Origin of the sequence: Streptomyces sp. NPDC014894, assembly GCF_043080985.1 — a bacterium.
Lineage (GTDB): Bacteria > Actinomycetota > Actinomycetes > Streptomycetales > Streptomycetaceae > Streptomyces.
This window is the reverse complement of sequence record NZ_JBIBWD010000018.1, coordinates 139,147-161,159: the sequence shown is the minus strand read 5'-3', so window position 1 is coordinate 161,159 and position 22,013 is coordinate 139,147. Positions and strand designations below refer to the sequence as shown.

General features: G+C 71.8%; 17 protein-coding genes. 3 read left to right on the top strand and 14 right to left on the bottom strand.

Features of this window, described 5'->3' with window-relative positions; translation table 11 throughout:
- The first annotated feature begins 450 nt into the window (after positions 1–450).
- Positions 451–1,503: a Rieske 2Fe-2S domain-containing protein gene (locus ACF089_RS31845; RefSeq protein WP_392034277.1), complete on the top strand. Its 1,053-nt coding sequence runs from the start codon at positions 451–453 to the stop codon at positions 1,501–1,503.
- Positions 1,504–2,058: 555 nt separating this feature from the next.
- Here ACF089_RS31845 and ACF089_RS31840 read toward each other — a convergent pair.
- The 5 genes from ACF089_RS31840 to ACF089_RS31820 all read right to left on the bottom strand — a co-directional run bounded on the left by ACF089_RS31840 (position 2,059) and on the right by ACF089_RS31820 (position 7,818).
- Positions 2,059–2,604, bottom strand: coding sequence for a MarR family winged helix-turn-helix transcriptional regulator (locus tag ACF089_RS31840; RefSeq protein WP_392034274.1), 546 nt, complete (start codon positions 2,602–2,604; stop codon positions 2,059–2,061).
- A 1,088-nt stretch (positions 2,605–3,692) separates the two neighbouring features.
- The gene (locus tag ACF089_RS31835) at positions 3,693–4,955 is read right to left on the bottom strand and encodes an esterase/lipase family protein (protein WP_392034272.1); all 1,263 of its coding nucleotides are present in this window, start codon (positions 4,953–4,955) and stop codon (positions 3,693–3,695) included.
- An 839-nt stretch (positions 4,956–5,794) separates the two neighbouring features.
- Positions 5,795–6,412, bottom strand: a complete 618-nt coding sequence (locus ACF089_RS31830) for a transposase family protein (RefSeq protein ID WP_392034269.1) — start codon at positions 6,410–6,412, stop codon at positions 5,795–5,797.
- A 72-nt stretch (positions 6,413–6,484) separates the two neighbouring features.
- On the bottom strand, positions 6,485–6,862 hold the full coding sequence (locus ACF089_RS31825; protein ID WP_392034266.1) for a hypothetical protein: 378 nt from the start codon (positions 6,860–6,862) through the stop codon (positions 6,485–6,487).
- A 152-nt stretch (positions 6,863–7,014) separates the two neighbouring features.
- Positions 7,015–7,818: a hypothetical protein gene (locus ACF089_RS31820; protein WP_392034263.1), complete on the bottom strand. Its 804-nt coding sequence runs from the start codon at positions 7,816–7,818 to the stop codon at positions 7,015–7,017.
- An 824-nt stretch (positions 7,819–8,642) separates the two neighbouring features.
- On the opposite strand from ACF089_RS31820, the gene ACF089_RS31815 reads away from it, so the two are divergent.
- A complete protein-coding gene (locus ACF089_RS31815) occupies positions 8,643–9,020 on the top strand; it encodes a nuclear transport factor 2 family protein (RefSeq protein ID WP_392034260.1) in 378 nt (125 codons plus the stop codon).
- 556 nt (positions 9,021–9,576) lie between these two features.
- Here ACF089_RS31815 and ACF089_RS31810 read toward each other — a convergent pair.
- Complete coding sequence (locus ACF089_RS31810) at positions 9,577–10,653, bottom strand: RICIN domain-containing protein (protein WP_392034257.1); 1,077 nt, start codon at positions 10,651–10,653, stop codon at positions 9,577–9,579.
- A 2,165-nt stretch (positions 10,654–12,818) separates the two neighbouring features.
- On the opposite strand from ACF089_RS31810, the gene ACF089_RS31805 reads away from it, so the two are divergent.
- Positions 12,819–14,489: a hypothetical protein gene (locus tag ACF089_RS31805; RefSeq protein ID WP_392034255.1), complete on the top strand. Its 1,671-nt coding sequence runs from the start codon at positions 12,819–12,821 to the stop codon at positions 14,487–14,489.
- A gap of 452 nt (positions 14,490–14,941) precedes the next feature.
- Here the strand turns inward: ACF089_RS31805 and ACF089_RS31800 are convergent, their stop codons facing one another.
- The 8 genes from ACF089_RS31800 to ACF089_RS31765 all read right to left on the bottom strand — a co-directional run bounded on the left by ACF089_RS31800 (position 14,942) and on the right by ACF089_RS31765 (position 21,921).
- Complete coding sequence (locus ACF089_RS31800) at positions 14,942–15,181, bottom strand: hypothetical protein (RefSeq protein WP_392034252.1); 240 nt, start codon at positions 15,179–15,181, stop codon at positions 14,942–14,944.
- Between the two features lie 10 nt (positions 15,182–15,191).
- A complete protein-coding gene (locus ACF089_RS31795) occupies positions 15,192–16,541 on the bottom strand; it encodes a TRAP transporter large permease subunit (RefSeq protein WP_392034249.1) in 1,350 nt (449 codons plus the stop codon).
- Positions 16,542–16,601: 60 nt separating this feature from the next.
- The gene (locus tag ACF089_RS31790) at positions 16,602–17,315 is read right to left on the bottom strand and encodes a molybdate ABC transporter substrate-binding protein (RefSeq protein ID WP_392034246.1); all 714 of its coding nucleotides are present in this window, start codon (positions 17,313–17,315) and stop codon (positions 16,602–16,604) included.
- A 95-nt stretch (positions 17,316–17,410) separates the two neighbouring features.
- Positions 17,411–18,049: a class II aldolase/adducin family protein gene (locus tag ACF089_RS31785; RefSeq protein ID WP_392034243.1), complete on the bottom strand. Its 639-nt coding sequence runs from the start codon at positions 18,047–18,049 to the stop codon at positions 17,411–17,413.
- Positions 18,046–19,425, bottom strand: coding sequence for a 3-oxo-tetronate kinase (gene otnK, locus ACF089_RS31780; RefSeq protein ID WP_392034240.1), 1,380 nt, complete (start codon positions 19,423–19,425; stop codon positions 18,046–18,048). Before otnK ends, ACF089_RS31785 begins: the two co-directional genes overlap by 4 nt.
- Positions 19,422–20,120, bottom strand: a complete 699-nt coding sequence (locus ACF089_RS31775; RefSeq protein ID WP_392034237.1) for an aspartate/glutamate racemase family protein — start codon at positions 20,118–20,120, stop codon at positions 19,422–19,424. The genes otnK and ACF089_RS31775 overlap by 4 nt, the downstream gene beginning before the upstream one ends.
- On the bottom strand, positions 20,117–20,944 hold the full coding sequence (locus ACF089_RS31770; RefSeq protein WP_392034234.1) for a hydroxypyruvate isomerase family protein: 828 nt from the start codon (positions 20,942–20,944) through the stop codon (positions 20,117–20,119). The genes ACF089_RS31775 and ACF089_RS31770 overlap by 4 nt, the downstream gene beginning before the upstream one ends.
- The gene (locus tag ACF089_RS31765) at positions 20,944–21,921 is read right to left on the bottom strand and encodes a phosphoglycerate dehydrogenase (RefSeq protein ID WP_392034232.1); all 978 of its coding nucleotides are present in this window, start codon (positions 21,919–21,921) and stop codon (positions 20,944–20,946) included. Before ACF089_RS31765 ends, ACF089_RS31770 begins: the two co-directional genes overlap by 1 nt.
- Positions 21,922–22,013: the final 92 nt, after the last annotated feature.

Sequence of the window (22,013 nt, the reverse complement as noted above, 5' to 3'; positions counted from 1 at the left end):
ATCGACTCGGACCCACCAGCACCAACCAGCTACCTGATCACCCCAGCTCAGAAGCCCATCAAACGCACATGATCACTGGGCGGGAACAGTCGAGGTCTTCTTGGGCATGGTGGATTCATTCCTTCCGAACTTCGGTTGCCGCCTGTGCGGTCTCACCCCCCACGAGGGCGTCGCGGCCGATGTACGGGCCGACGGCGTCCGGAACCAGGCGGCGGAGCTCGGTCGGGTCGAGAGCTTTCGCCTCTCATCGCACCGGGCGGGCACGGCCGGGGTGCGGACGCATGTCGGCGGGAGAGCGATGACCGCGGCGGGCGCCTGCTCCTTTCCCCGACAGATTCGGCACCTCCCTGCCAGGTCCTGGGCTACTCGTTCGGGTGATGTGCGGTCTGCCCGGACGATGCCGGATCTGGGTGGGCAGGCTTCACGGAGCCGAATCCGTGAGGGGGACTGGTGGGATTTTCACGTGAGTACGGGAACGGGATCAGTGAGGGGCCGACTCCGGCGGACAGGGCGGGGGCGCCGGTTCTGCCGTATCCGAGTGGCTGGTCCGCGTTGGCGTTCTGCGGCGAGGTGCGGGCGGGCGCCGTTCTGACGCGGCCGCTCGCGGGGGAGGACGTGGTGCTGTACCGGTTGCGGACGGGGGCGGTGCGGGCCGTGCGCCCCTACTGTCCGCACCTGGGTGCGCATCTCGGTCTGGGGCGGGTGGAGGGGGACGATCTGGTGTGTCCGTTCCATCGCTTCGCGTTCGGCCCCGACGGAGCGTGTGTGCGGACGGGCTACGGCACCCCGCCGCCCAGGTTGGGGCTGGAATCGCTGCCGGTGCGCGAGGCCAACGGTGCCGTGTTCGTGTGGCGGCATCACGACGGGCGTGCGCCGGACTGGTCGATTCCCGACTGGCATGTGATCGGCCGGCAGCCCGCCCGCAGCGCCGCGTGGGAGCTGGCGGGGCATGTGCAGGAAGTGATCGAGAACTCGGTGGACGTCGGGCACTTCGCCACGCTCCACGGCTGGAAACGGGCGGACGTCGGCGGGCCGGTCGCCTATGACGGAGCGGGCTTCCATGTGTCGCTGCGGGCACATGAATCGACGCCGCTGCTGGGAGACTTCGAGGTCGAGGTGGAGGTGGACGGATACGGGCTGGGGTGTCTGCATGCCGATGTGCACACGCCGCGGGTCGGGCTGCGGATGTGCACGATGGTGATGCCGACCGCGATCGGCCCCAACCGGATGCAGTTCCGGCAGCTGAACCGGCTCGCGTTCAGCGAACCGGAACGGCTGCCGGGTCCGCTCGCCCGTGCGGTGAGCCGGACCGCCGCACGGCTGCTGAACCGTACGATTTTCCGTGCCAGCTGCGAGTTCACCGCCGCGGACTTCCCTGTCTGGCACCACAAGCAGTACCGGCAGCCGCCCCGTCTCGCCCACGGCGACGGACCGATCGGCCCTTTCAGGCACTGGGCACGCCGCTTCTACCCCCCGTCCGCCGACGCCGCCATGCGCGGCTGATCGCAGCTCCGACCACGCTGATCGGCGCCTGTGTCGAAGCGGCGGGCCCGGTGTACCAGCCCGCTTCGGTGCCGCGCCGCCCGGCCAGGAGAAAGTGAAGGCGGCCCTCTGGCCGTGTATCCAGGTCAGTCTCAGCGCCGCCCTTCTGCTGGACCGGGCCAGCGCCGAGGATGATGCCCGGTGGCTGACCGCCGCAACGCGGGAGCGGGGGGAGGCACCACCGGGACCTATGCCGCACGGTACGCCGTGGCGCAGGCCCGGGAGCTCACGGAGTGGGCCGACCCGCCGCCTGGTGAGCACGGGGGTGCCGCTGCCGACAGTGCACCAGTCCGCCGCGATGGGTCTGGTGAGCGCCGCCGCCGACGAAGTCGTCGAGCGATGGCGAGCCGATCCGGAGGAGGCGGTTGTCCTGGTGCGTGAACCGGTGGCCAGCGGCGCTCACTGCGGACGAAGTCCGCTACCAGACGGTCGACTCCGTGGTGCTGGCCGGTCTGCCGGCGCTACCCGCGGCTGACCCACCACCGGCCAGGGCGCCGTCCCGCTGAACCGGCCGAGTCAGAACGTGTCTCCGCCGACGGGTTCGCCGGCCGGCCGAGAGGAAGAACCTGGCCAGGAGGCTTTACTGCCCTCGACGTTGGCGACCATCCTGCGCAGCACCTTGAGCGCGGCTACGTACTCTTCGTCGCTGATGCCCTCGTGGACCACACCGCGCAGCTGGGTCACCAGCTCGCGCAGCCGCACCCTGGCAGCTTCCCCGGCATCGGTGAGCTGCAGGCGCTGCCCGGTGTCGATTCTGAGCCAGCCGCGGTGGACCAGCTGGTCGATGACACGAGCGATCTCGTGCGGCCCGTCCGCGAGGGGCGTCAGCTGGATGACGACCTCCTCACGGCTCGGTGTCGCGGACCCGCCGTTCACCCGGTTGAGCACCCAGTACTGCGGCTGCGTGACGTCGATCCTGGCCATAGCGTCACGCAGCTGCCGAGTGACGGCCGCATGCGCGAGGCCACTCCAGTATCCGATGGGCTGAGTGGCCAGCATGTCGTCGGTGGCGGCCGGATCAGCCGGCGCCTGATCGGTGGCGGTGTCGGTCAGGGGTCTCATGATGGCGACGCTATATCCCCCATCCGAGGGATGAATAGTCGTACCGGCCAGGGAGGGCAACTGTCCGCACACAAGGAGCTGAGACGTCCGTTCACCCGGACGGCCCGCTGTCCGTTGACAGAAACCGCTTCGTCATTCAGTCCCCTACCGGAATTCAACGACGCACCAGGTGGAAACGATCGCCCTCTTCGCGCTGACGTCGACCCGGTCCTTCACGGCACTGTCCGCGGTGTTCATCCTCGCCTCCGGCCGGACTGCCGTCCCGGCCCGTCCGGAGTACGCCCCCGGGGGGGCCGGCTACCGGAGGCGTCCGAACAGGCGGCGGCTCTTCACTCCCGCCGCCGCGCGGGCAGCAGGCTCCTCCGCCTGTCGCCGGGCGACACACTCGGCCTCTGCGGCGGCTGCCCTCCGGCCGGCGTCGTCACAGTGGCACGTCCCGCACACGGACAGATCACCGGCCTTCGGCACCAGGCTGTGTACGGTGGCCTCCTCCCAGCGCTGATCCGTGAACTTCGCCCCACACCCCCGCACACGGAGCGCTGCGCCTCCCGTTCGGCGGCACGGCGCCGCTTGTACTCGGCGTCGGCGCGGGCAGCCCGGCCGCGGTAGAGGGAGTCGCCGTCGGGGTTGTCGAGCGCGGCGGTCAGCATCTGCTCGCCGGTTCTGTCGAACGTCATCACACCACCGCGTCCGCGCCGTGCTCCTGGAGCCGCTCCAGGGTGGTGACGACCACGGGCACCGCCTGACCGTAGTCACCGACGGTGATCATCCAGTGGTAGGTGTCGTACCGGCGCGGCTTGGCGACCAGTTCGTGGGTGTCCTCGGTTTCCTCCGGCCTGCGGGCCGGGTCAGCAGTCGTCCGGCCCGCACACGAACCTGCGCACGGCCGGACCCACCGTGCAGACGCACCCCTTGACCGATGTCTGGCGGCTACTGCCGGCCAGCGTCCAGTACTCCTTGAACGACCGAAATGTTCGTTACCGACGTCACGAGCGATATCCACACAGCCTCGGCGGCGAGTGTGGGGCCCGGGACCGTCGGTCCCGGGCCCCACACGGGTATCGCTCACGCCGGTGACCGGCCGGTCGTCACCCTTCCTTGAGCCTGGTCACGATCCACTCGCCGAGTTCGCGGGTCATGGTGGTGTGGCCTTCGTTGGTGGTGGCGCACTTGAAGTCGTGGAGGTCGCTGCGCTCGGAGTCGATCTTGGCGTAGAGGGCGTCGTGGTCGTTGATGTCGGCCGACGCGACGGCGCTGATGGTGGGGACGAAGGTGGAAGTGTTGTGCGTGAGGTCGGCCTCGGTCCTGTTGACGCGGCCGGCGAGCATGGCGGCGATGCCGAAGCCGGCGGCGTCGCCGAGGGCGGGGGCCTGGGGGAAGAGGCCGCCGGGAGCGCCGTCGAGTTCAGGGAAGCCGGTGGTGCGGATCTCGGTCGGGTCCTGGCCGGGCTTGTCGATCCGGGCGACGGTCTGCGAGCCCCGGGCCTGGGTGTCGAGCTGTCCGATCAGTGCCGGTCCGTAGGCGGCCATCGCGGTGTCGCCGGCGGGGATGCTGTTGCCGGCGCCGGTGCCGGTGCCGTTGGCGACGCCGAGCAGGCGGGGGATCTGGGGCCAGTTGCCCATCCGCTCCAGCGCGGCCAGGAAGTCGGTCCGGTCCTGGTGCCGGCCGTCGGCGGCGTCGAGGGTGGTCCCGGCGGCGGTCTCCAGGTGCCAGCGCAGCATCTGGCGTGCGGCGGGGCTGTTGACCAGATGGGAGAAGGAGTTGTAGAGCGGCGTGGCGGGGCCTCCCCAGTGTTCCTTCACGTAGTGGGCGAACGCCTGGACTCCCAGGGGCAGCCACGCGCCGTTGTGCGGGGTGTCGTAGGAGAGGTAGGTGGAGACCTCGTGCTGCATCCGCTGGCGTTCCATCTTGGCCAGGGCGTAGCGGGTGACCAGTCCTCCCATGCTGAAGCCGCCCACCGTCAGCCTGGCGTCGCCCTCGCGGTCGGCGATCGTCCGCATGACGCACTCGATCGCGAGTTCGGCGTTGTCGATGACGGACGCGGTGCGGTCGGCGAAGCCCAGCAGGACGACGTCGAAGCCCGCCGCGCGCAGAGTGGAGACGAACGGGTACTCCCCGTTCTCCAAACCGTCGTACAGAGCGTCGACGTTGGTCCCTCCGGGGGCGAAGCCGTCGGCGAGGATCACCGGCCGCTTGAGAGCCGTCTGGCCGGGTGAGCTGTGGAAGACCCAGGCGGTCCCGCTGGTGGACGCGTTGCGCAGGTCCCACTTGGCGTCCCAGGGGGCGGCTTGCGCGGCCGCGGACGCGGCCCCTTCAGGGGTACCCCAGATGTTGACGACGGGCTTGGGCATACTTTTCGACGTCTCCTCGCGTGTGACGGCTGGTCGTGCCGAACGCTCCATGATCACCTTGTGACCGCACCGACCTCGCCGGAACGCCCGGGGCTCACTCTTCCGGGTACGAAACAGCCTGTTCACGCCCGCTCGTATGCGGGCGCATGCTAAGAGGCCGGTGAACCCGACAGATTGACCGGGTGGGGCAGACGCGCCAAGGGCGACCACGCCCACAGCCGACAGGTCCTCTCCCAAGACCAATGACCAGACAGGTCCCAGCCCGGTCGGTCGGCTGATGCCGGCCCTCCGGGAGTCGGCCATGGGCCAGGCGGTCCGGAGAGAGTGCGCGGGGCAGGGGACGGCGGCGTTGGCGCGAGCCGTCTTCGCGGCCTCCTGTCCCGGGGCCTGTCTCACCGAGCGGGAGCACAGAACCCCCGAACGGTGACGATGAACGACCGTCAGCCGGATGCCGGTGGCGCCCCGGTGGACACGACAGCATGTGCCTGGAGCGATGCGCGGGACACGATGCGTCACACTGAGCCTCCGTCAGCTTGAAGCCGCAGGTCAACGGGCTGGTGTGATCGGCTCTCGGGGTGCTCACGCTGATCGTGGGCGGGAGTCAGCGGAGAAGATCATCCGTCAGCGGTTGACTTCGCGGTTCGTCAGGACGAGCAGGGCACGCAGGAGTCGGGGGCGCGGGCGGGGTCGGTGCGGAGTTTGGTGAGGGTCCGCCAGTTCTTGAGGTGGGCGAAGCTGTGCCCGACCGGGGCGCGTCCGACGGCGAGGACGCGGTTGGCGGTCTTCTGGCTCGGGGTGAGCTTGTGGGTGCGGGTGGCGGTGTATGTAGCCGGTGATGATCACGGGGGCGAGGATGTCGTTGTCCAGGCCGCGGAAGCCGAGGTCGGCCAAGGCTCCGAGGCCGGCGGCGCGCAGGTAGGCCAGGATGTGGTCGTGGCGGGCGGCGGTGTGTCGTGGGTGCGGCCGGGCCGGGCGGCGGATATCCGGATCAGGCGGCCGTTCTCGTCGGTCAGGGCGAGGAAGTGCAGGCCATGGCTGCGGTGCTCGCCGGAGTAGTTCCGTCGGTCGGCCTTGCCGGTGCGGCGCCTGGTGCGGATGAGGGTGCCGTCGATCAGGACCAGCTCCCCGCCCTGTTCGGCGACCTTTTTCAGGGCTCGGTCCAGGCGCGGGGCCTGGGCGGCGAGCAGTCCGATCAGCTCGCCCCGCCAGCGGCGGACGGTGGATTCGGACACGTCGTCGCCGCCGGCCATGTCGGCCGGGCGCTGGTCGTGGCGCGGTACGGCCAGGACGATCACCGCGATCTTCCCCGACGGCAGGATCCGCCACCTGGACCGGATTTCCGTCAGGTGACGCCGCAGCGGATCGGCGAGGTGGTTGACGGTGCGCGTGGACAGCGGCAGACGGCGCTGGTAAACAAGCGGGCAGGTTTCCTCGGCGCGCTCTTTGGTATTCGTCACACAATTCCAACGGGTGCCGGAGGCACCCTGGTTGTGCCGGTGCCGAGCCGCTCCGAGCGGCGGTGCTCCTGGTCACAGGCGGGTGGTGAACCGGCCGTCGGGCAGTTTGCGGAGCCGGCCGCGATCGACAAGTCTGACCAGCTTGCCGCGTAACGGTTCCAGCTTGGCCCGCACGCCGACGTCCACACCCACCACCTCGCCGACCTCACGGGCCATGAGCGGTTCAGCTGCCTGCCGCACGGCGGTGATGATGCGCTGGTAGTCCCACGGGAGCGAGTCCTCCCCCACTCCCGGTTCGCGATGCGGGATCAGCATCACCGCCCGGCCGCCCACCTGCCCGGCCTGGGCGCGTTCCTTGGCGAGCTGCCCGGTCATCCGTTCAAGGACACGTTCGGCGACGGCGAGTTCATCCCGCTCGGCCCGCACTTCCGCCAGCTGTTTGGCCAGCACCTCTTCGAGTTCGTCCAGTTCCGCGCCGCGCGGTGATCCGTTCCAGCGACTCGGGATCCAGCATGCACCGGATCGTCGAGGGCCGTCCGGCCCCAGCGGGCAGGAATTGGAATGCGCTTACGCTCCAGATTGAATGGCGACGAAGCGGCTCGTCACGAGTGCGCCCAGGGCAGACGAACCGCCTCGATTTCAAAGTCGTTCAGCAACGCGTCAATGAGGGCCGGGGGCCCGGCGATCTTGGTGGCCCACAGGTCGTAGTCGGTGCACAGGACCCAGGAGCGGTCATCGGCCCAGAGGTTGGACGGGCTGAAGTCCGCATCGGACTGGTCGTAAAGGATCTCGGCGTCGCCGAGCCGACCCGCCCGCACGTGGAGGTTGTCGAAGTCGGTGGCTCCGAGCATCAGCGGGTTGTAGTAGGCCAGGCAGCGGGTGTCGGGGCCCGCGGGGCTGTACTGGGCGAGGATGGTGATCAGCCGGTTCCAGGTCTCACGGTCCAGGCTCCCCTCGGTCGGCGGGATCAGACCCAGCGGCCAGCTGCCCTCCTTCCTCGCCGAGGGAAAGCAACGGTAGGAGGGCATCAGCCCGTCGGGCACGGCCGGGTCGCCGGTCCTCCGGGCGAGTTCGGCCCAGCGCAGCCGTCGCCACCCGGGGCCCGGGTGCTGGGCGCGGCCCAGCCCTCCTCCTGTGGCGACGCCCACGGCGTTGAGGTCAATGCCCGCCACGATGTGGGGCGGGGTGCTCCCGTCTGCCAGACGTGCCTGGTGGTACTCGTGGTACGACACATCGGCCGGCCCCTGCTCGTGCTCGTACATGGCGCTGAGCACCCACACCGCGTCAGGCATCGCCGGAGGCATGAACCCGGTCAGGCCGTCACCGCACAGCTCCAGCAGCCAGTCGGTGGCCCCGGACGGCACGAGCGGCCACAGGCTGGAGATCGGGTTCGGTTCCTCGGACATCCACTCATGATCCCAGGCGCGCATCCGCCCTTCCGCGAGGGGCCGTCATGCCGCCGCCCCGAACCTCGCCGCCCGAGCCCGTTTCCAGCATCTGGCCGGGATGACGAGGCGTATCGCAAGAACCGACAAGCCGACCGCTGACCAACGATCTACACCCCAGACAATCGCCCACGACCAGTGTGAGCACCCCGAGAACGGGTCACACCAGCCCTTTGACCAGCGACTTCAAGTTGGTGGAGGCTCACTCCCCGCCGGTGGAGAGCACTCCGCCCAGCGGGCCCAGCCGGTGGACTCACCCGCCGGATCCGCTCAACGGCCGGCCCCCGGGCCGCGATGGCGTCCGGGCTGCTGCGGACGGTGCGCCCGCTGCTCGTCCGCGCGCACCGGCCGCGACGGCACGTCGGCGTCGTCCGGTGCGGCGTACTGGGCCGCTCTCTCTCGGCATTGCTCGCCCGCTCGCTTGGACGCCTTCTGGCGGCGGCGCCGACGCGGAGGGCCGCCGGGGTGCTGGAGGAGCCCCAGCCGGTTCCGGCGTGACACCAGGGTCAGGGCGTCGCCGGGCCGCGCGGGACAGCGCGGCATCCGCGAGCGGTCCCTCCGCGAAGCCGTCGCGTACGTGCAGACCGGGCTCGATGAAGGTCATGGTGACGGCCGTCTCCGTCCGGCCGCGCCGGTCTCCTGGGTGGAGACGCGGTCGCGTGACCGAGCGGGCGGGACCGTAGAACACGGACTTCGCCAGTGCTGTGACCGGGGTTGGTTCACCGTGGTCGGGAGATGGCTCACGAGACGAGCGCGGTCCGCGAGGCGGGTGGTATTACTGGTGCATGCAGGAAGAGACCGCGCGGTCCGCGATCGACACGTTCATCTCCGCGTTCAACGCCTCGGACGACAGGTATGTGACTGCGCTGCTCTCCCAGGCCCTCACCTCGGACGTGGTCTTCTGGGGACCGTTGGGCCGCAGTGAGGGGATCGAGGCAGTCGAGCGGTTCGTGCTGGACATCCGGCGCCACCCCGCGGGGACCGGCACGATGGTGCGCTGTTCGGCGGTGGACATGCCGGACGAGTGGGCCCGGTACCAGTGGGTCTTCACGACGCCGGATGGAGGCCCCCGCCTGGCGGGAACGGACGTCGTCCATCTGCGGCGGAGCCTCATCGACCAGATCATCGTCTTCGCGGGGGAGATCGAGCCGTCCGCCTCCTGAGTCATTCTCCTCTGGTGCCGTCCTTCTCCTGAACCGTCCCCGTTCGGGGCTCCGGGTCTGCCCAGCCCCAGCCTGCGGTGGGCCGGATCCTGAGTGGGCCGAACTCGTCGACGCGAAGACCCGGTCGGGGAAACGGTCCAGGACATGCTCGATCGGTCCGGCTTCGCCTCGCGGTCGGAATCGATGGATCCCCTCCAGGTCTTGGGATGGGAAGCTCTCACCCGCCGACGGGCCCGGCCCGGGCGGCGGCCGGGCGCGCTGTGCTCGTGGCGGGACGGATCCGTTCGGGAGCACCTCGTGGTGGGCTCTGCCTCGGCACCGGTGCGCCCGGACGGATGGGGAGAAGGGGTGGGGTGGTCAGGGCGCGGCGATGAACGTCCAGCCGGTTTCGAAGGCTGCCCACGCGCTGAGGGCGATCAGGGTGCCGGAGGTGGGGGGCGCGTCGACGGGTTCGTGGTCGAGGATGCGGAGGCGGCCTCCGCATGCCGAGCCCGCCGCGCCCGTATCGACCCCGTCACCCCTCACGCGCGACGGGGACGGGCCGGGGAGCCGCGGGTCAGCTCGTCCAGGCGTCGGAGACGCAGGTGTTGGGGTCGCGGGTGGTCCATTCGACGGCCACCGTGCCGTCGAGCCTGGTCAGTGTGTACTTGTCCTCCTTGTACCAGAGGGCCTCGGCGACCCGGCTGCCCTGGGGGTAGATCCGGTTGAGGGTGTGGGTCCGGCTGCTCTCCGGCGTGGCGCTGGAGCTGGTGGTGGTCTTGAGGCCGCGGCTGATGGTGGTGCCGAGGGAGGCGGTGAATCCCGTGTAGGCGAAGGAGGCGTCGGCGGTGACGGAGATTCCGGTGGCGGTCTGGACCGCGGGCGCGTTGGGGGTGGTGAGGCCGACGGCGATCTGCTGGGTCCTGGTCTGCTGGGTGGCGCCGCTGTGGTCGTAGTAGTGCGCCAGCTTCCAGTAGCCCTGGCGCTTCAGCAGGTAGTACGGGCTCTCGATGCCCAGCCGGGTGCGTGGCAGGGCGGAGTCCGTGATCAGCGGGAACGGCAGGGCGACCTGCCCGATCAGGACGGGAGCGGTCTGCTGCTGGGACGGCTGCCCGAAGCCGGTCAGCCGGACCACGTCGCCGATGTCGCTCGGGCCGGCCGGTACCGGCGCGAGATCGAGCACCGGCCGGTACTCGTCCTCGGGTTCGAGATCCCAGACGTTCGTCGCCTGCGGCGGACGGTGGAAGAAGTCCTGCTGGGTCTGCGTTCCCGAGCCCGTCGCGTTGCCCTGGAGGCCCAGGTAGAGGCCGGTGCGCTGGTTGACGATGTGGTGGCCGCCGCCCGGAGCCTCCCGTACGAGCCAGGTGTGCAGCGCGGCGGGGCCGGTCTGCAAGGTGTTCTGCTCCAGCTTGGCCGAGGGTGCGGCGCTGCTGTCCACGACCGTGGCCACCAGCCCGCTGAACTTGTTGGCGATCAGATGGCCGCCGTCGTCCAGGGGGAAGATGTGCCATACCTGACTGGTGCGGTACTGGCCGGTGTCGAGCCGCCAGGTGTCCAGCCTGTTGCCGGCATGGGTCGAATTCCCCGCCACATTGAGAACGATGCCCGACTTGCGGTTCCTGAGCACGTAGCTGCGCCCTGCGCTGATGGCCATCCGGTCCCTCCCCTGTGAGTCGAGTCCTGTGGGCTTCCGTCACTGTCCGGCTCCGTACGATTCGTCGGCAAGTGGCACTTGCCGGCCACAGCGATTCCTGGCCGCGGCCCACGGCTCTTCCTGCGGCCGCCATCGATCGCGAGGGCCGCAGCGGCCCGGAAGCGCGTTCCGAAGTACGCCCCCAACCCGGTTCGCACGTAGCCGCCGGTCTCCGGGGACGGGTTCCGGTCGTTCTGTCGGGGCCGCAGGGGGGTGACGGAGGTGTGCGGCTCCGTGCGAGCGGGGAACCGGGCGGCCCGTCGTGGAGTTCCGGGCCCAGGTGGGCACCTGGCGCGCATCCGGGCGAGCGGCCGTTCGGGCTGGTGGATCCGGGCCCGGGGGCGGTGTGCGGCCGTGCCCGACAGCGGCGGGATCCGGGGGAGCTTCCCAGCCCCCGGGAAGGCCGACTTCCCCGGACAGGGGAGGTATGCGCCATTCCACCTCTGTGCGACAGCAATGGGCTTTCTGTTCGATTTCTGGTGAACGCGAGGTGTGGTCTGCTGTGCCCGGCTCGGCATGACCGCTTCTTCACCCGCTGACCGGCGGGCGTCCGTGGCCCCCGCACCGGCCGGCCGCCCTTCCCTGCCCGGCGTTCGTCCCACCCGACAGCCCGCCCCGCCCCCGCTCCCCGTGCGGGGGCGGTGTTCGAGAACGGACGGTCCATGACCATGGCTGACCGGAGCCCCGTGGAGATCTCCGGCGACCGCGCCCGCGATCGCGCTTCCCCCGGCACCGTGGCCGTCCGCGCCGGACGGCGGCCGCCGGGCCGGACGGGCGGGGACGTGGCGGGTGGGCCGCCGAGACGGCCGGTGCTCTCCCGTCCCGCGCCGGAGAGTTCCCCACGCGGTGCTCGCGGGCGATGTCCGCGCGACGCCGTCACGGCCGGACACGGCCACTGACCGGCAGCGGGGCCGGGGGCTGGGCGCGGTCTCCCCGTCCGGAGTGCCGCACACACCGACAGGGCACGGCCGGCCTCGCCGCGTTCCCTGTTCCAGGGGCGGACGATCCGTCCCCCGGATTTCACCTTCTCTGAGAGGAGTACGGATCATGGCATTCATGCGGTACAAGGCGACGGGCTTCAGCTGGGTGCTGGCGCATCCGGCGGGCAGTGAGTGGCGGCTGCTGTTCTCGCAGGGCATGGAAGGCGCCCTGGTCAGCGAAGAGCAGCGGATAGGGGCGGACTACCTCACCGCGCTGGCGCCCCAGCTGTTCAACTTCCAGGACCGGGGCCTCTCCCTCGGCGCCGTACTCCTGTCCCGCCCGGGTGAGAACCGGCAGAGTCTGTTCTTCTCGGGCGACAACCACTACTGGTACGACTGGGAGCAGGGACGGATCGTCGGCCAGGGGCCGTGGACGGCACTGGCGAACTGGGGCACCGCGCTCCCCGCCGGCTGTCGCTCGGAGATCGACGCCCTGTTACAGGCGCCCGACGGCACGGGCGGAACGCGGCAGACGTACGTCTTCAAGGCCGGGCGGGTCCTCACCCTCAACTGGTCCACCGGCGTGGTGCGCGAGGCCCTGATCACCGACGGCCCGGACGCGTCGGGCTCCGCGGGCTGGGCCGGGCTCCCGGCAGAGTTCCGCTCCGGCCTGGACCATGTGGCGCCGTACAAAACGGCGGCCGACGGGACCCGGCAGAGCCTGCTGATCAAGGGCGGCCAGGGCGTCCTGCTGAACTGGAAGACCGGAGTACTGGCCTCCGGCGCACTGGACCGGCTCGGCGTGCCGGGCCTCGCCGCGCTCCCCGAGCACTACCGCGGATCCCACCGCCAGGTCACCGGCCGCTGGACGGGCACCACGGGAAACCAGCGGATCGAGCTGCGCGTCGATCTGGAGGGCGACCGGTCCCTGGGAGTGATCAGCGGCGACCTGTTCACCGGCGACACCTGGACCGACTCCTTCCGCACCCCCTCCGATCTGAGTGTCGTAGCGGGCGGCAGCCACTTCGTCGTCTCCAGCCCGAACCTGTCCTGGGCGAACAACTCACCGTGGACGCAACTCACCGTCCAGCTTCCCCGTGTCGCCGTGAACAGCCCCGCGCGCACCACTCACCTCGCCCTCTTCGGCCCCGGCACCACCACCTCGCTGCAGCTCTCCTGCTCCTACGCGGGCCGGCGCTGCGGTCGGTGGAGCTGGAGACGGATGCTCTGGCGGGCGAGGCGGTCTTCCAGAGCTATGACACCTCACGCCACCAGGGGCCGCGCGGCTACCGCAACCGCCTGGCGACCGTCGCCTCCGCCTACGCAGAGGCCGGTATCGAGCTCAAGAACGCGGGCCAGGTCAACGCGGTGGCGAACACCTCGGGCGATGACCTCGCATGGTCCGTCGCCGAGCTGCACGCCGCCATGACCGCCAACTTCAGCCTCCACCGGGACGCGGAGCAGTGGCGCGTATGGACCTTCGTCGCCAACCGCAGCTCCGACGCCCACGACGCCGCCGGACTCATGTTCGACTTCTTCGGCAGTCAGCGCCAGGGCATGGCCATCTTCAACAGCAACCTGCGGGACACCCAGAGCATCGGCGGCGCCTTCGAGCTGTTCACGTACGTCCATGAGCTGGGGCACGTCTTCAACCTGTACCACTCCTTCCACAAGAGCCTGAGCACACCCCCGGCCCCGCTGGGCCCGAACAACGGCTACGGCGACCTCTCCTGGATGAACTACCCGTCGTCCTACGACAGCGGAGTCCGCGCCGGTGCCGGGCACTTCTGGCAGGACTTCCCCTACGCCTTCACCGACGACGAGCTGCGCCATCTGCGCCACGCCTTCCACCGCCACATCGTTCCCGGCGGCAGCGACTTCGGCGGCAACTCCGCACTCATCAATCCCGCCCCCTCCCCGGAGGCGCTCGTCCTGCCCGGCGCCCCCGAGGACCCCGGCCTGACCCTCTCGCTCGGCGGGAAGCAGGTCTTCGGCTACGGCGAGCCCGTCATGGCCGAACTGAGGCTCTCCCGGACCGGTGTACGCGGGGATGTGACCGTGGCGGCGGCGATCGGCCCGAAGGGCGAGCGCACCACGATCGTGATCACCGACCCCTACGGGCGCACCCGGGCCTTCCGCCCCATCGCCCGCGCCTGCACGGGACACGGCCCCGAGGAGCGGACCGTCACCCTCACCGAGGCCGCCCCGGCCGTCTACGAGACCGCCTACCTCGGCTACGGCAGCGACGGACTGTACTTTGCCGAACCGGGCGCCTACCGGGTCACCGCAGTCCACACGGGCCTCGACGGCGCCCGGACCGTCTCCCCCACCCGCACCCTGCGGGTCCGCACCCCGCTCGACCGGGCCGACCAGGAGGTGGGCGAACTCCTCACCGGCGACGACCAGGGCACCCTGCTGGCCTTCCTCGGCTCCGACGCACCCCACCTCACCGCCGGCAACGACGCCCTCCAGGAACTGATCGAACGACACGGCGACCACCCGCTCACGGCGTACGCCCGTCTCGCCCGGGGCGCGAACGCCGGACGCCACTTCCAGACCATCGGCGACGGGCGCCTCCGGATCCGCCGGCCCGACATCACCGAGTCGGTCACCCAGCTCGGCGAGGCGATCACCACCTCCCGTGCCGACCAGGACACCGGGCTCGACAACCTCACCCTCAACGCCGCCCTGCGCCGCCTCGCAGGCGTCCACGCCAAAGCGGGCGACCTCGAACGCGCCGAGGCCACCCTCGACACCCTGGTCACCCACTTCCACGACCAGGGCGTCCCCGCCCACGTCCAACAGCGCATCCGGCAACAGGCCGACACCGCCCGCGCCCGGATCCGCGCGACCGCCGGAGAACAGCCGGACTCCTGAACGGACCGCCCCGGCACCGTGACACGACGGCCGCCGGACCCCTGACAAGGGCCTCGGATCCTCACCGGCGTCAACACGAAATCCGGGGGCGCTCCCCCGCTGCCGGGGCGGCGGTGGCCGGGCCGCCGTGCTCACCGGGCCTTCGGCAGCGGGGCCAGGGGGACGCCGGTCCTCCCCCTGGCCGACGCCCCCCGCACCGGTCGGTCGGCCCGTCACGGGTGAGCCGGTGCGGGGTCGTCGTCGCCACGGTGATCCGGTAGCCCCTCCCCTTCCGCGAGCCCTGCCCAGGTGCAGAACCCGTAGCTCCGCTGCCCGCGGCGGGACCGGCCGGCCGGCGGGCGGGGTCGGGGCCGACATCCGCGTACGGCCGGGGGCCGCAGCCGCGGACCGCCGGGACCGGGATGCCTCACTCGGCGAGCCGGCCGGTCAGGAGCGGCCGGCCGGCGCCGGCCTCATTCCTCCCACTCACCCGCCTTCTCCTTCCCCTCCGCCGTGTAGAGCAGCAGGAAGGCGAAGACTCCGGCCAGGCCGGCCAGGACACAGGCGACGTCGGTGACATCCGTGCCGAAGCGGGTCATCAAATCGGCGGAGCCGACGGCGATGGCGACCGTCTGGCCCACCACCACCACGATTCCGGCGATGAGGAAGAGCGCGACGAGCACTCGGGAGGCGTTCAGGCAGATCGTGTACATCTTCGTACTCCTATCCGGGGATCCATACGGCTCCCACCACCATCAGCACGCCCATGAGGTAGGAGGGCACGAGGTAGTAGAGCGTCACCGGGACGAAGATGCGCACCGGGTTGATGGAGGCGATGCCGGCGGCCACGTACAGCGGTGCGGCGCCCGGCGGCGAGCAGCCCTCGGACGAGGCCCACACGATGACGGCGGCGAAGGCGATGTACGGCGGCACATCGGCGGCCGTCAGCGCGGCGAAGGCCACCGGTCCGACGGCCGCGAGGGTGGACGTCGTGTTCAGCGGGCCCGCGACGATCACCACGATCAGTCCGACGACGAGCGCCGCGACGACCTGCGGCACCCCTTCCAGACCGCGCAGATACGGGGTGAGCTGTTCGCCGATCCCCAGGGTGCTCAGCACGTTGGAGGCGGCGAAGGCCGAGACCATCGTGACGCCGATCAGCCCGAGCTTGGGGCTGATCTCCGACAGCAGTGTCCACCACTGGCCACCGCCGCGCGGCAGGGCCCGCCGCTCCACCAGCAGTCCGGCGAGCAGCATCACCACCGGCAGCCAGACCAGCAGCGGCACGGCGTCGGAGACGTCCAGCCCGCCCAGCCGGTCGCCGATGAGATCGCTGGTCGGCGAAGCCGTCAGCACGATGGGCACCGCGATCGCGGCCAGGACCAGCAGCGAGGTCCAGCCGGCCGCGAAGGACCGGCGCAGCGGATGGATGTCCTCCGGCGCCATCGCGCCCACGCCTCGCCGTTTGACGATGACATAGGCGATGACCAGCCGCATCGCGACCATCCACGCGCCGACGACGAAGATCGTTCCGACCACGTCCCGTGCCTGGAGGACCGGCGTGACGGTCGGGGCCGCGAGCAGGATGAAGAAGGCCCCGCTGAACGGGAAGGTGGCGCCGACGCCCGCGTTCCCGGAGAGGACCAGCGCGGCGGTCTCGCCGCTCGCCTTGGAGCGTTTCATCCACGGGATGGTGATGGACCCGATGGTCGCCACGATCGCCGCGCCGTTGTGCGCGACGGCGCCGAAGAGACCGGCCGAGACCGTCGCCGCGTAGGCGGAGCCGCCCTCGCGGCGGCCGAGCAGGGAGCTGAGGATGTCGATCATCCGCTGCACGAGCCCCGTTCTCGTCAGCAGCTCGCTGACGAAGACGAAGGCCAGGGCGGCGAAGGTGATCTCCGACCGCAGCCCTTCCAGGAGGCTCTCCCAGGCGACGCGGGGCGCGTCCGTGCCGGCGAACGCGGCGCTGACGAGGAAGCCGACGACCATCGCCTCGCCGATGTTGCGTCTGGCCCAGACGTTCCACACGATGATGGCTCCGATGAAGGCGACCAGCGCGAGTATCGCGTTCATCGGCGTCTCTCCCGGCGTACGAGGGGCTCGGGGGAGGACGGTCCGCGGGCCGGGCGCGGTTCAGTCCAGCGGCAGCGCTTCGAGTCCCGCGTTCCGGTACGCATCTGCGGCCTCCTTCCCGGTGAGGAAGGTGTGCAGGGCGCGGGCCTCGGCCCGGTCGGCGGCCGCGGCGCCCAGCGCGGCGGAGAGTTCGGTGAAGTGCTGGGCCCCGTCGGGCAGCGGGCCCGCCACCTCGGCCTCGGGCACGAAGAGCAGCTCGCTCATCTGCTGGACGGCCAGATCGGCCCGGCCGTCGACCACGGCCAGCGCGGTGAAGCCCTTCTCCACGATCGTGGCCCGCCGGTTGACCTCCTCCGCCATGCCGAGCCGCTCCAGCAGAGCGGCGAAGTGGACGCCGCTGGCCCCGGTTCGCGAGTAGGCGACCGAACGGGCCGAACGCAGCGCCGTGACCAGCGCGTCGACGGTGTCGAGCGCGGGCGGCTCCGCGCCGGGCGGCACGGCCAGGCCGATGCCGACCCGGGCGACGCTCCGCACGGAGGCCCGGTCGATCACCCCCGCCGTACAGAGCGCCGGGAAGGAGCCGGTCACCGCGACCATGACCTCCGGCCGGTCACCCGCCTCGATTCTCCGCAGCAGCACGTTCGTCGGGTCGTAGACGCCTTCGACGGCGGTCCCGGTCCGCTCGCTGAACGCCGCGAGAATGACGTCGTCGAGGGCCTTCTTCACCGCCAGCGCGCTGAAGAGCGACACCGTGCTCGGTGTGTCCGTGGACATCTTCGTCCTTTCACCAGGGTGGGGAGGCGGGCGTTCCGGCAGGGATTCCGCCGGGGGTCCCCGCAGCTCCCTCAGGAGATTTCAGGGGGGGTGGGTCAGAGGGAGGCCGGGCGCAGGGCGGTGCGCCGGGCCTGTGTCAGCGGCCGGGTGCGGTCGCCGCGGAGCAGCAGGAAGAGCTTCGCCGTCTCCTCGATCTCCTCGGCCGCCGCCAGCGCGCCCTCGGGATCGGCGGCGGCGACGACCGGGCCGTGGTTGCTCAGCAGGAGCGCGGCATGGTCGCGGGCGAGCGCTTGGACGGCGGCGGCCGCCCGGCTGTCGCCCGGGGCGAAGTACGGCAGCATCGGGAGACTTCCGACGCGCATCGCGTAGTAGGCGGTCAACGGCGGCAGGGCGTCGCGTCGGTCGACGCCGGCCAAGCACGAGACGGCCGCCGCGTGGGTGGAGTGGGTGTGCACCACGGCTCCGGCCCGCGGCCGGGCGCGGAGCACTGCGGCGTGCAGGAACGCTTCCTTGGACGGCCCCGGGCCGGACACATGGGCCCCGTCGGAGTCGATGACCGACAGTTCTCCGGCGCGTACGGTGGCCAGACTCGACCCTGTGGGCGTCACCAGGATGTGTTCGCCGGCGCGCACCGAGACATTGCCCGTGCTTCCGTGGGTGAGCGAACGGGCGGCGACGGCTCGCGCGAGGGCGATCAGCCGGCGGCGCTCCGGTTCGTCGCGGCGCGCGCTCATACGGGGTCCGCCGAGGCGTCGAGGAGCAGGCCGGGGCCGCCGAAGTTGCCGGACTTCAGCAGCAGCGCCGGCGGGCGGCCGCCCAGCGGATGGATCCACGGCACTCCGCGCGCGGCCTCCGCGCCGACGTGCGCGCCGGTGATCCCGAGTGCCGCGACCACCGCTCCCGAGGTCTCGCCCCCGGCGGCGACCAGCCGGCGCACCCCGCGTCCGGCCAGCCCGGCGGCGATCAGCCCGGTCGCCCGCTCCAGTACGGCGGCCGACCGCTCCACGCCCAGCTCGCGCTGTATCTCGCGCAGTTTCCCGGGGGCGGCCGAGGAGTAGAGGACGGGGGCGCCGCCGCCCGGGGGCAGAGCGCCGTACCAGGCGAGCGCCGCCTCGGCGAGCGCCTCGGGATCCGGGGTCGCCACCGGGTCCAGGCGGTACCAGGGCCGGCCCGCGTCGATGAGCGCGGCGAGCTGTTCCAGGGTGCGGCGGGAGCAGCTTCCGGCGAGCACCGCGGCCGGGCCGTCCGGGGCGCTCGGGGCGGCCTCGGCCTCCGGGGCGTCACCGGCGGCGGACCGCTCGGCGCCCGGCGGGCGGGCGGCGCGCTCCTCGGCGTACGCGTGCGCCAGACCGGCGGCCAGTCCGGCGGCGCCCGCGACGAGCGGTGCGCCCAGGGCGGCCCTGCCGAGGGTGCGCAGATCGCTCTCGTCGATGCCGTCGGCGAGGACGTAGCGCGCGCCCCGCGCTCCGGCGCGTTCCAGCGCCGCGCGGACCGCGGCCGGGCCCTCCCGTACGGTGCGGAGTGCGACGAGGGCCACCTGCTCGCGGGTCTGGGCGCGCAGCAGCCGGGGCAGATACGAGTCCGTCATGGGGGTCACCGGGTGGTCGCGCATCGGCGATTCGGCGAGCAGGACGTCGTCCACGAACAGACAGCCTTGGTACTGGGTCCGCAGGTGTTCCGGTGAACTCGGCGTCAGCGGCACTGGACCGGCGCCCGTCGCCCGGGCCAGCCGGTCCAGGACGGGTCCGATGTTGCCGCGCGGGGTGGAGTCGAAGGTGGAGCAGAACTTGAGGTAGATCTGTCCGGCGCCCTGTGCGCGCAGCCATTCCAGGGCGGCCGCGGACGAGGCGACCGCGTCGTCCGGGGGCGCCATCCTGCTCTTCAACGCGACGACCAGCGCCTCGTGTTCCGGCAGCCGGCCCCCGGGGCTGCCGTGGTCCGGTCCGTCCGTGCCGTCCGGGACTCCGAAGAACAGCAGCGTCCGCAGCCCGGCGCGGCGCAGGGCGACGGCGACGTCCGTCGCGCCGGTGAAGTCGTCGGCGATGACGCCGAGCGGTGCGGTGCGGTCGGTCGGGTGTGCCGGCGGGCGGCTGTCCCGGTGCTCGGTCATACGGGCCTCCCGGTGAGTGCGGAGCGCAGGGCGACGGCCGCGGCCCGGGGGCCGGAGACGACGGGCAGGCCCAGCGCGGTGGACAGGGGTGCGGCGGCGGGCGCCAGCGAGTACTGGGCGAGCAGGACCACGTCGGCGCGGTGCGGCGCGCACGCGTTCCGCAGCGCTTCGAACAGTGCGGCGGGGTCTTCCCGCCGGGCCGCCCCGAAGGCGTCGGGCGCGACCGCGCCGACCGGTTCGGCCGCCGAGCCGGCCGCCGCGGCGGCGGCGGAGAAGCGGGCGGTCGTATCGCGCAGGGCGGCCTCGAAGGAGGCGAGGACCAGCACCCCGCCGCTCTCCGGGGAGAGCGCCAGCGCCTGCGCGAAAGCGGCCGTGTCGGGGGCCAGCAGCGGTACCGGCGTCTCGATCCCGTCCACGACCGGGCCGTACAGCGAACACGTCAGCAGCACTCCGTCGGCCCCTCCGGCCAGGGCGTGGCCGATCAGCCGGCGCATCCGGTCCACGAGGCGGGGCGGCAGGGGGCCGTGGTCCGGCGCGTCGGTGAGCAGCCGGTCGTCCAGGAGGTTCCAGGGCTCGGCCGCCGGGAACTCCTCGGCCAGTCCCGCGACCGCCGGGGCGACGGCGGTGGGCGTGGCGCTGATCAGCGCGATCCTCGGAGCGCGGTCCCGGGCCCGGTCGTCCCGTCCGCCGCTCATGGGGCCACCGCCCGGGCGCGCGTCGCCGTTCCGGCCAGCTCGGCGATCCAGGACAGCCCCTGGGCCGTGCCGTTCGCCGGGCGGTACTCACAGCCGATCCAGCCCGCGTAGGAGGCGTCCAGCAGTGTGTCGAAGACCCTCGGCCAGGCGATCTCGCCGCTGCCCGGTTCGGTGCGGTCCGGCGGGTCGGCGACCTGGATGTGACCGACCACGGGCAGCAGCGCGCGGAGGGTGGAGACGAGGTCGCCTTCCTGGACCTGCAGGTGGTAGACGTCGAGGAGCAGCCCGAGGCCGTCGGGGCCGAGCGCCTCCACGACCGCGGCGGCCCGTGCCTGGGTGTCCAGCAGGAAGCCGGGCGCGTCCCGGGTGTTCTGCGCCTCCAGCACCAGGCGTACCCCGGTGCCCCGGGCCCGTTCGACGGCCCAGGCGAGGTTCGCGACGAAGACGGCGAAGGCGCGGTCGTGGTCGACGCCGGGCGGACGTATCCCGCCCGGCACGTGCAGGAAGTCGCTGCCCAGCTCGGCCGCGTAGTCGAGGCCGCGCTCCAGATCGGCGCGGAACCGGGGCGCGTGGCCGGGCAGACAGGCCACGCCCGCCTGCTCCGGGGTGCCGGGCTCGCCCATCGGGGCGTTGATCAGCACCTGGTGGAGCCCCGCGTCGGTGAGGCGGCGGCGCAGCCGGGGGGCCGGGTACGGGTAGGGGTCGGCGTACTCGACGCCGGTGAAGCCGGCGGCGGCCGCGGCGTCGAACCGTTCCTCGAAGGGGACCTCGGTGAAGAGCCACTTCAGGTTGGCGTCGAGGCGCAGCCCGTTCGGCGCCCGCATCAGCGGGCTCCGGCGGCGTGCGGGGCGTGCGCGTACTCGGGGTTGACCAGGTGGTCCGGGGTGCGGCCGGCGAGCAGGTCGATCACCTGGCGGGCGGCCATGTCACCGGACCTGGCGCGGGCCTCGGTCGTGGCCGCGCCGATGTGGGCGGTCACGATGACGCTGTCGAGCGCGCGGAGTCTGCTGTCGGGTCGCAGCGGCTCGTGCTCGACCACGTCCAGGGCGGCGCCCGCCAGCCGGCGGGCCTCGATCGCGTCGGCGAGCGCGTCCTCGTCCACGACGCCGCCCCGGGCGGTGTTGATCAGATACGCGTCGGGCTTCATCCGGCGGAGCGCGGCGGCGTCGATCAGATGTCGGGTGGTGTTGTCGAGGGAGAGGTGCAGGGTGAGGAAGTCCGCCGCCGCCAGCACGCCGTCGAGGGATCGCGCCTCGACTCCGGTCTCCTTCAGGAATTCCTCGTCCTGCCGGGGGTCGTGGGCGACGACCCGCATGCCGAGGGCGAGCGCCGCGCGGGCGACGGTCTTGCCGATGGAGCCGAGGCCGACGACGCCGAGCGTCGTGCCGTGCAGTTCCCGCCCGCTGTCCTGCGTCCAGCCGCCGTCGCGTACGGCGGCGAGGTTCTGCGGGATGCGGCGGGCACAGTTCAGCATCAGCGCCAGGACGTGCTCGGCGACGGATATCCGGTTGGATCCGGGGGTGATGGTGACGGCGACGCCCCGCCGGGTCGCGGCCGCGACGTCGATGTTGTCGTAGCCGACGCCGCAGCGGCCGAAGACCCTCAGTCCGGGCGCCGCCTCGATGACCTCGGCGGTGAAGGCGTCGGTGCCGGCGATGACGCCCGCCACATCCCTGACGCAGTCCGTCAGGGCCCGCCCGGTGGCCTCCCGGTCGGCGCGCCGGGCGAAGACGGTCTCCAGACCGGCGTCCCGGAGCGTCCGGTCGACCGCGCCGCCGGGTTCGAGATAGGGCGTTGTCACGAGTACACGGAGCGCACGTTCCTTCGGCGGCTGCGTCATCAAGGGTGGTCCTCTGCGTTCTGAGTGGCACGTTCAGTGAAGAGATCCGGACT

Coding starts and splice junctions, on each gene's coding strand:
- ACF089_RS31840 (WP_392034274.1), bottom strand. CDS start 2,604: ATGAGACCCCTGACCGACACCGCCACCGATCAGGCGCCGGCTGATCCG.
- ACF089_RS31835 (WP_392034272.1), bottom strand. CDS start 4,955: ATGCCCAAGCCCGTCGTCAACATCTGGGGTACCCCTGAAGGGGCCGCG.
- ACF089_RS31820 (WP_392034263.1), bottom strand. CDS start 7,818: ATGTCCGAGGAACCGAACCCGATCTCCAGCCTGTGGCCGCTCGTGCCG.
- ACF089_RS31815 (WP_392034260.1), top strand. CDS start 8,643: ATGCAGGAAGAGACCGCGCGGTCCGCGATCGACACGTTCATCTCCGCG.
- ACF089_RS31810 (WP_392034257.1), bottom strand. CDS start 10,653: ATGGCCATCAGCGCAGGGCGCAGCTACGTGCTCAGGAACCGCAAGTCG.
- ACF089_RS31800 (WP_392034252.1), bottom strand. CDS start 15,181: ATGTACACGATCTGCCTGAACGCCTCCCGAGTGCTCGTCGCGCTCTTC.
- ACF089_RS31795 (WP_392034249.1), bottom strand. CDS start 16,541: ATGAACGCGATACTCGCGCTGGTCGCCTTCATCGGAGCCATCATCGTG.
- ACF089_RS31790 (WP_392034246.1), bottom strand. CDS start 17,315: ATGTCCACGGACACACCGAGCACGGTGTCGCTCTTCAGCGCGCTGGCG.
- ACF089_RS31785 (WP_392034243.1), bottom strand. CDS start 18,049: ATGAGCGCGCGCCGCGACGAACCGGAGCGCCGCCGGCTGATCGCCCTC.
- otnK (WP_392034240.1), bottom strand. CDS start 19,425: ATGACCGAGCACCGGGACAGCCGCCCGCCGGCACACCCGACCGACCGC.
- ACF089_RS31775 (WP_392034237.1), bottom strand. CDS start 20,120: ATGAGCGGCGGACGGGACGACCGGGCCCGGGACCGCGCTCCGAGGATC.
- ACF089_RS31770 (WP_392034234.1), bottom strand. CDS start 20,944: ATGCGGGCGCCGAACGGGCTGCGCCTCGACGCCAACCTGAAGTGGCTC.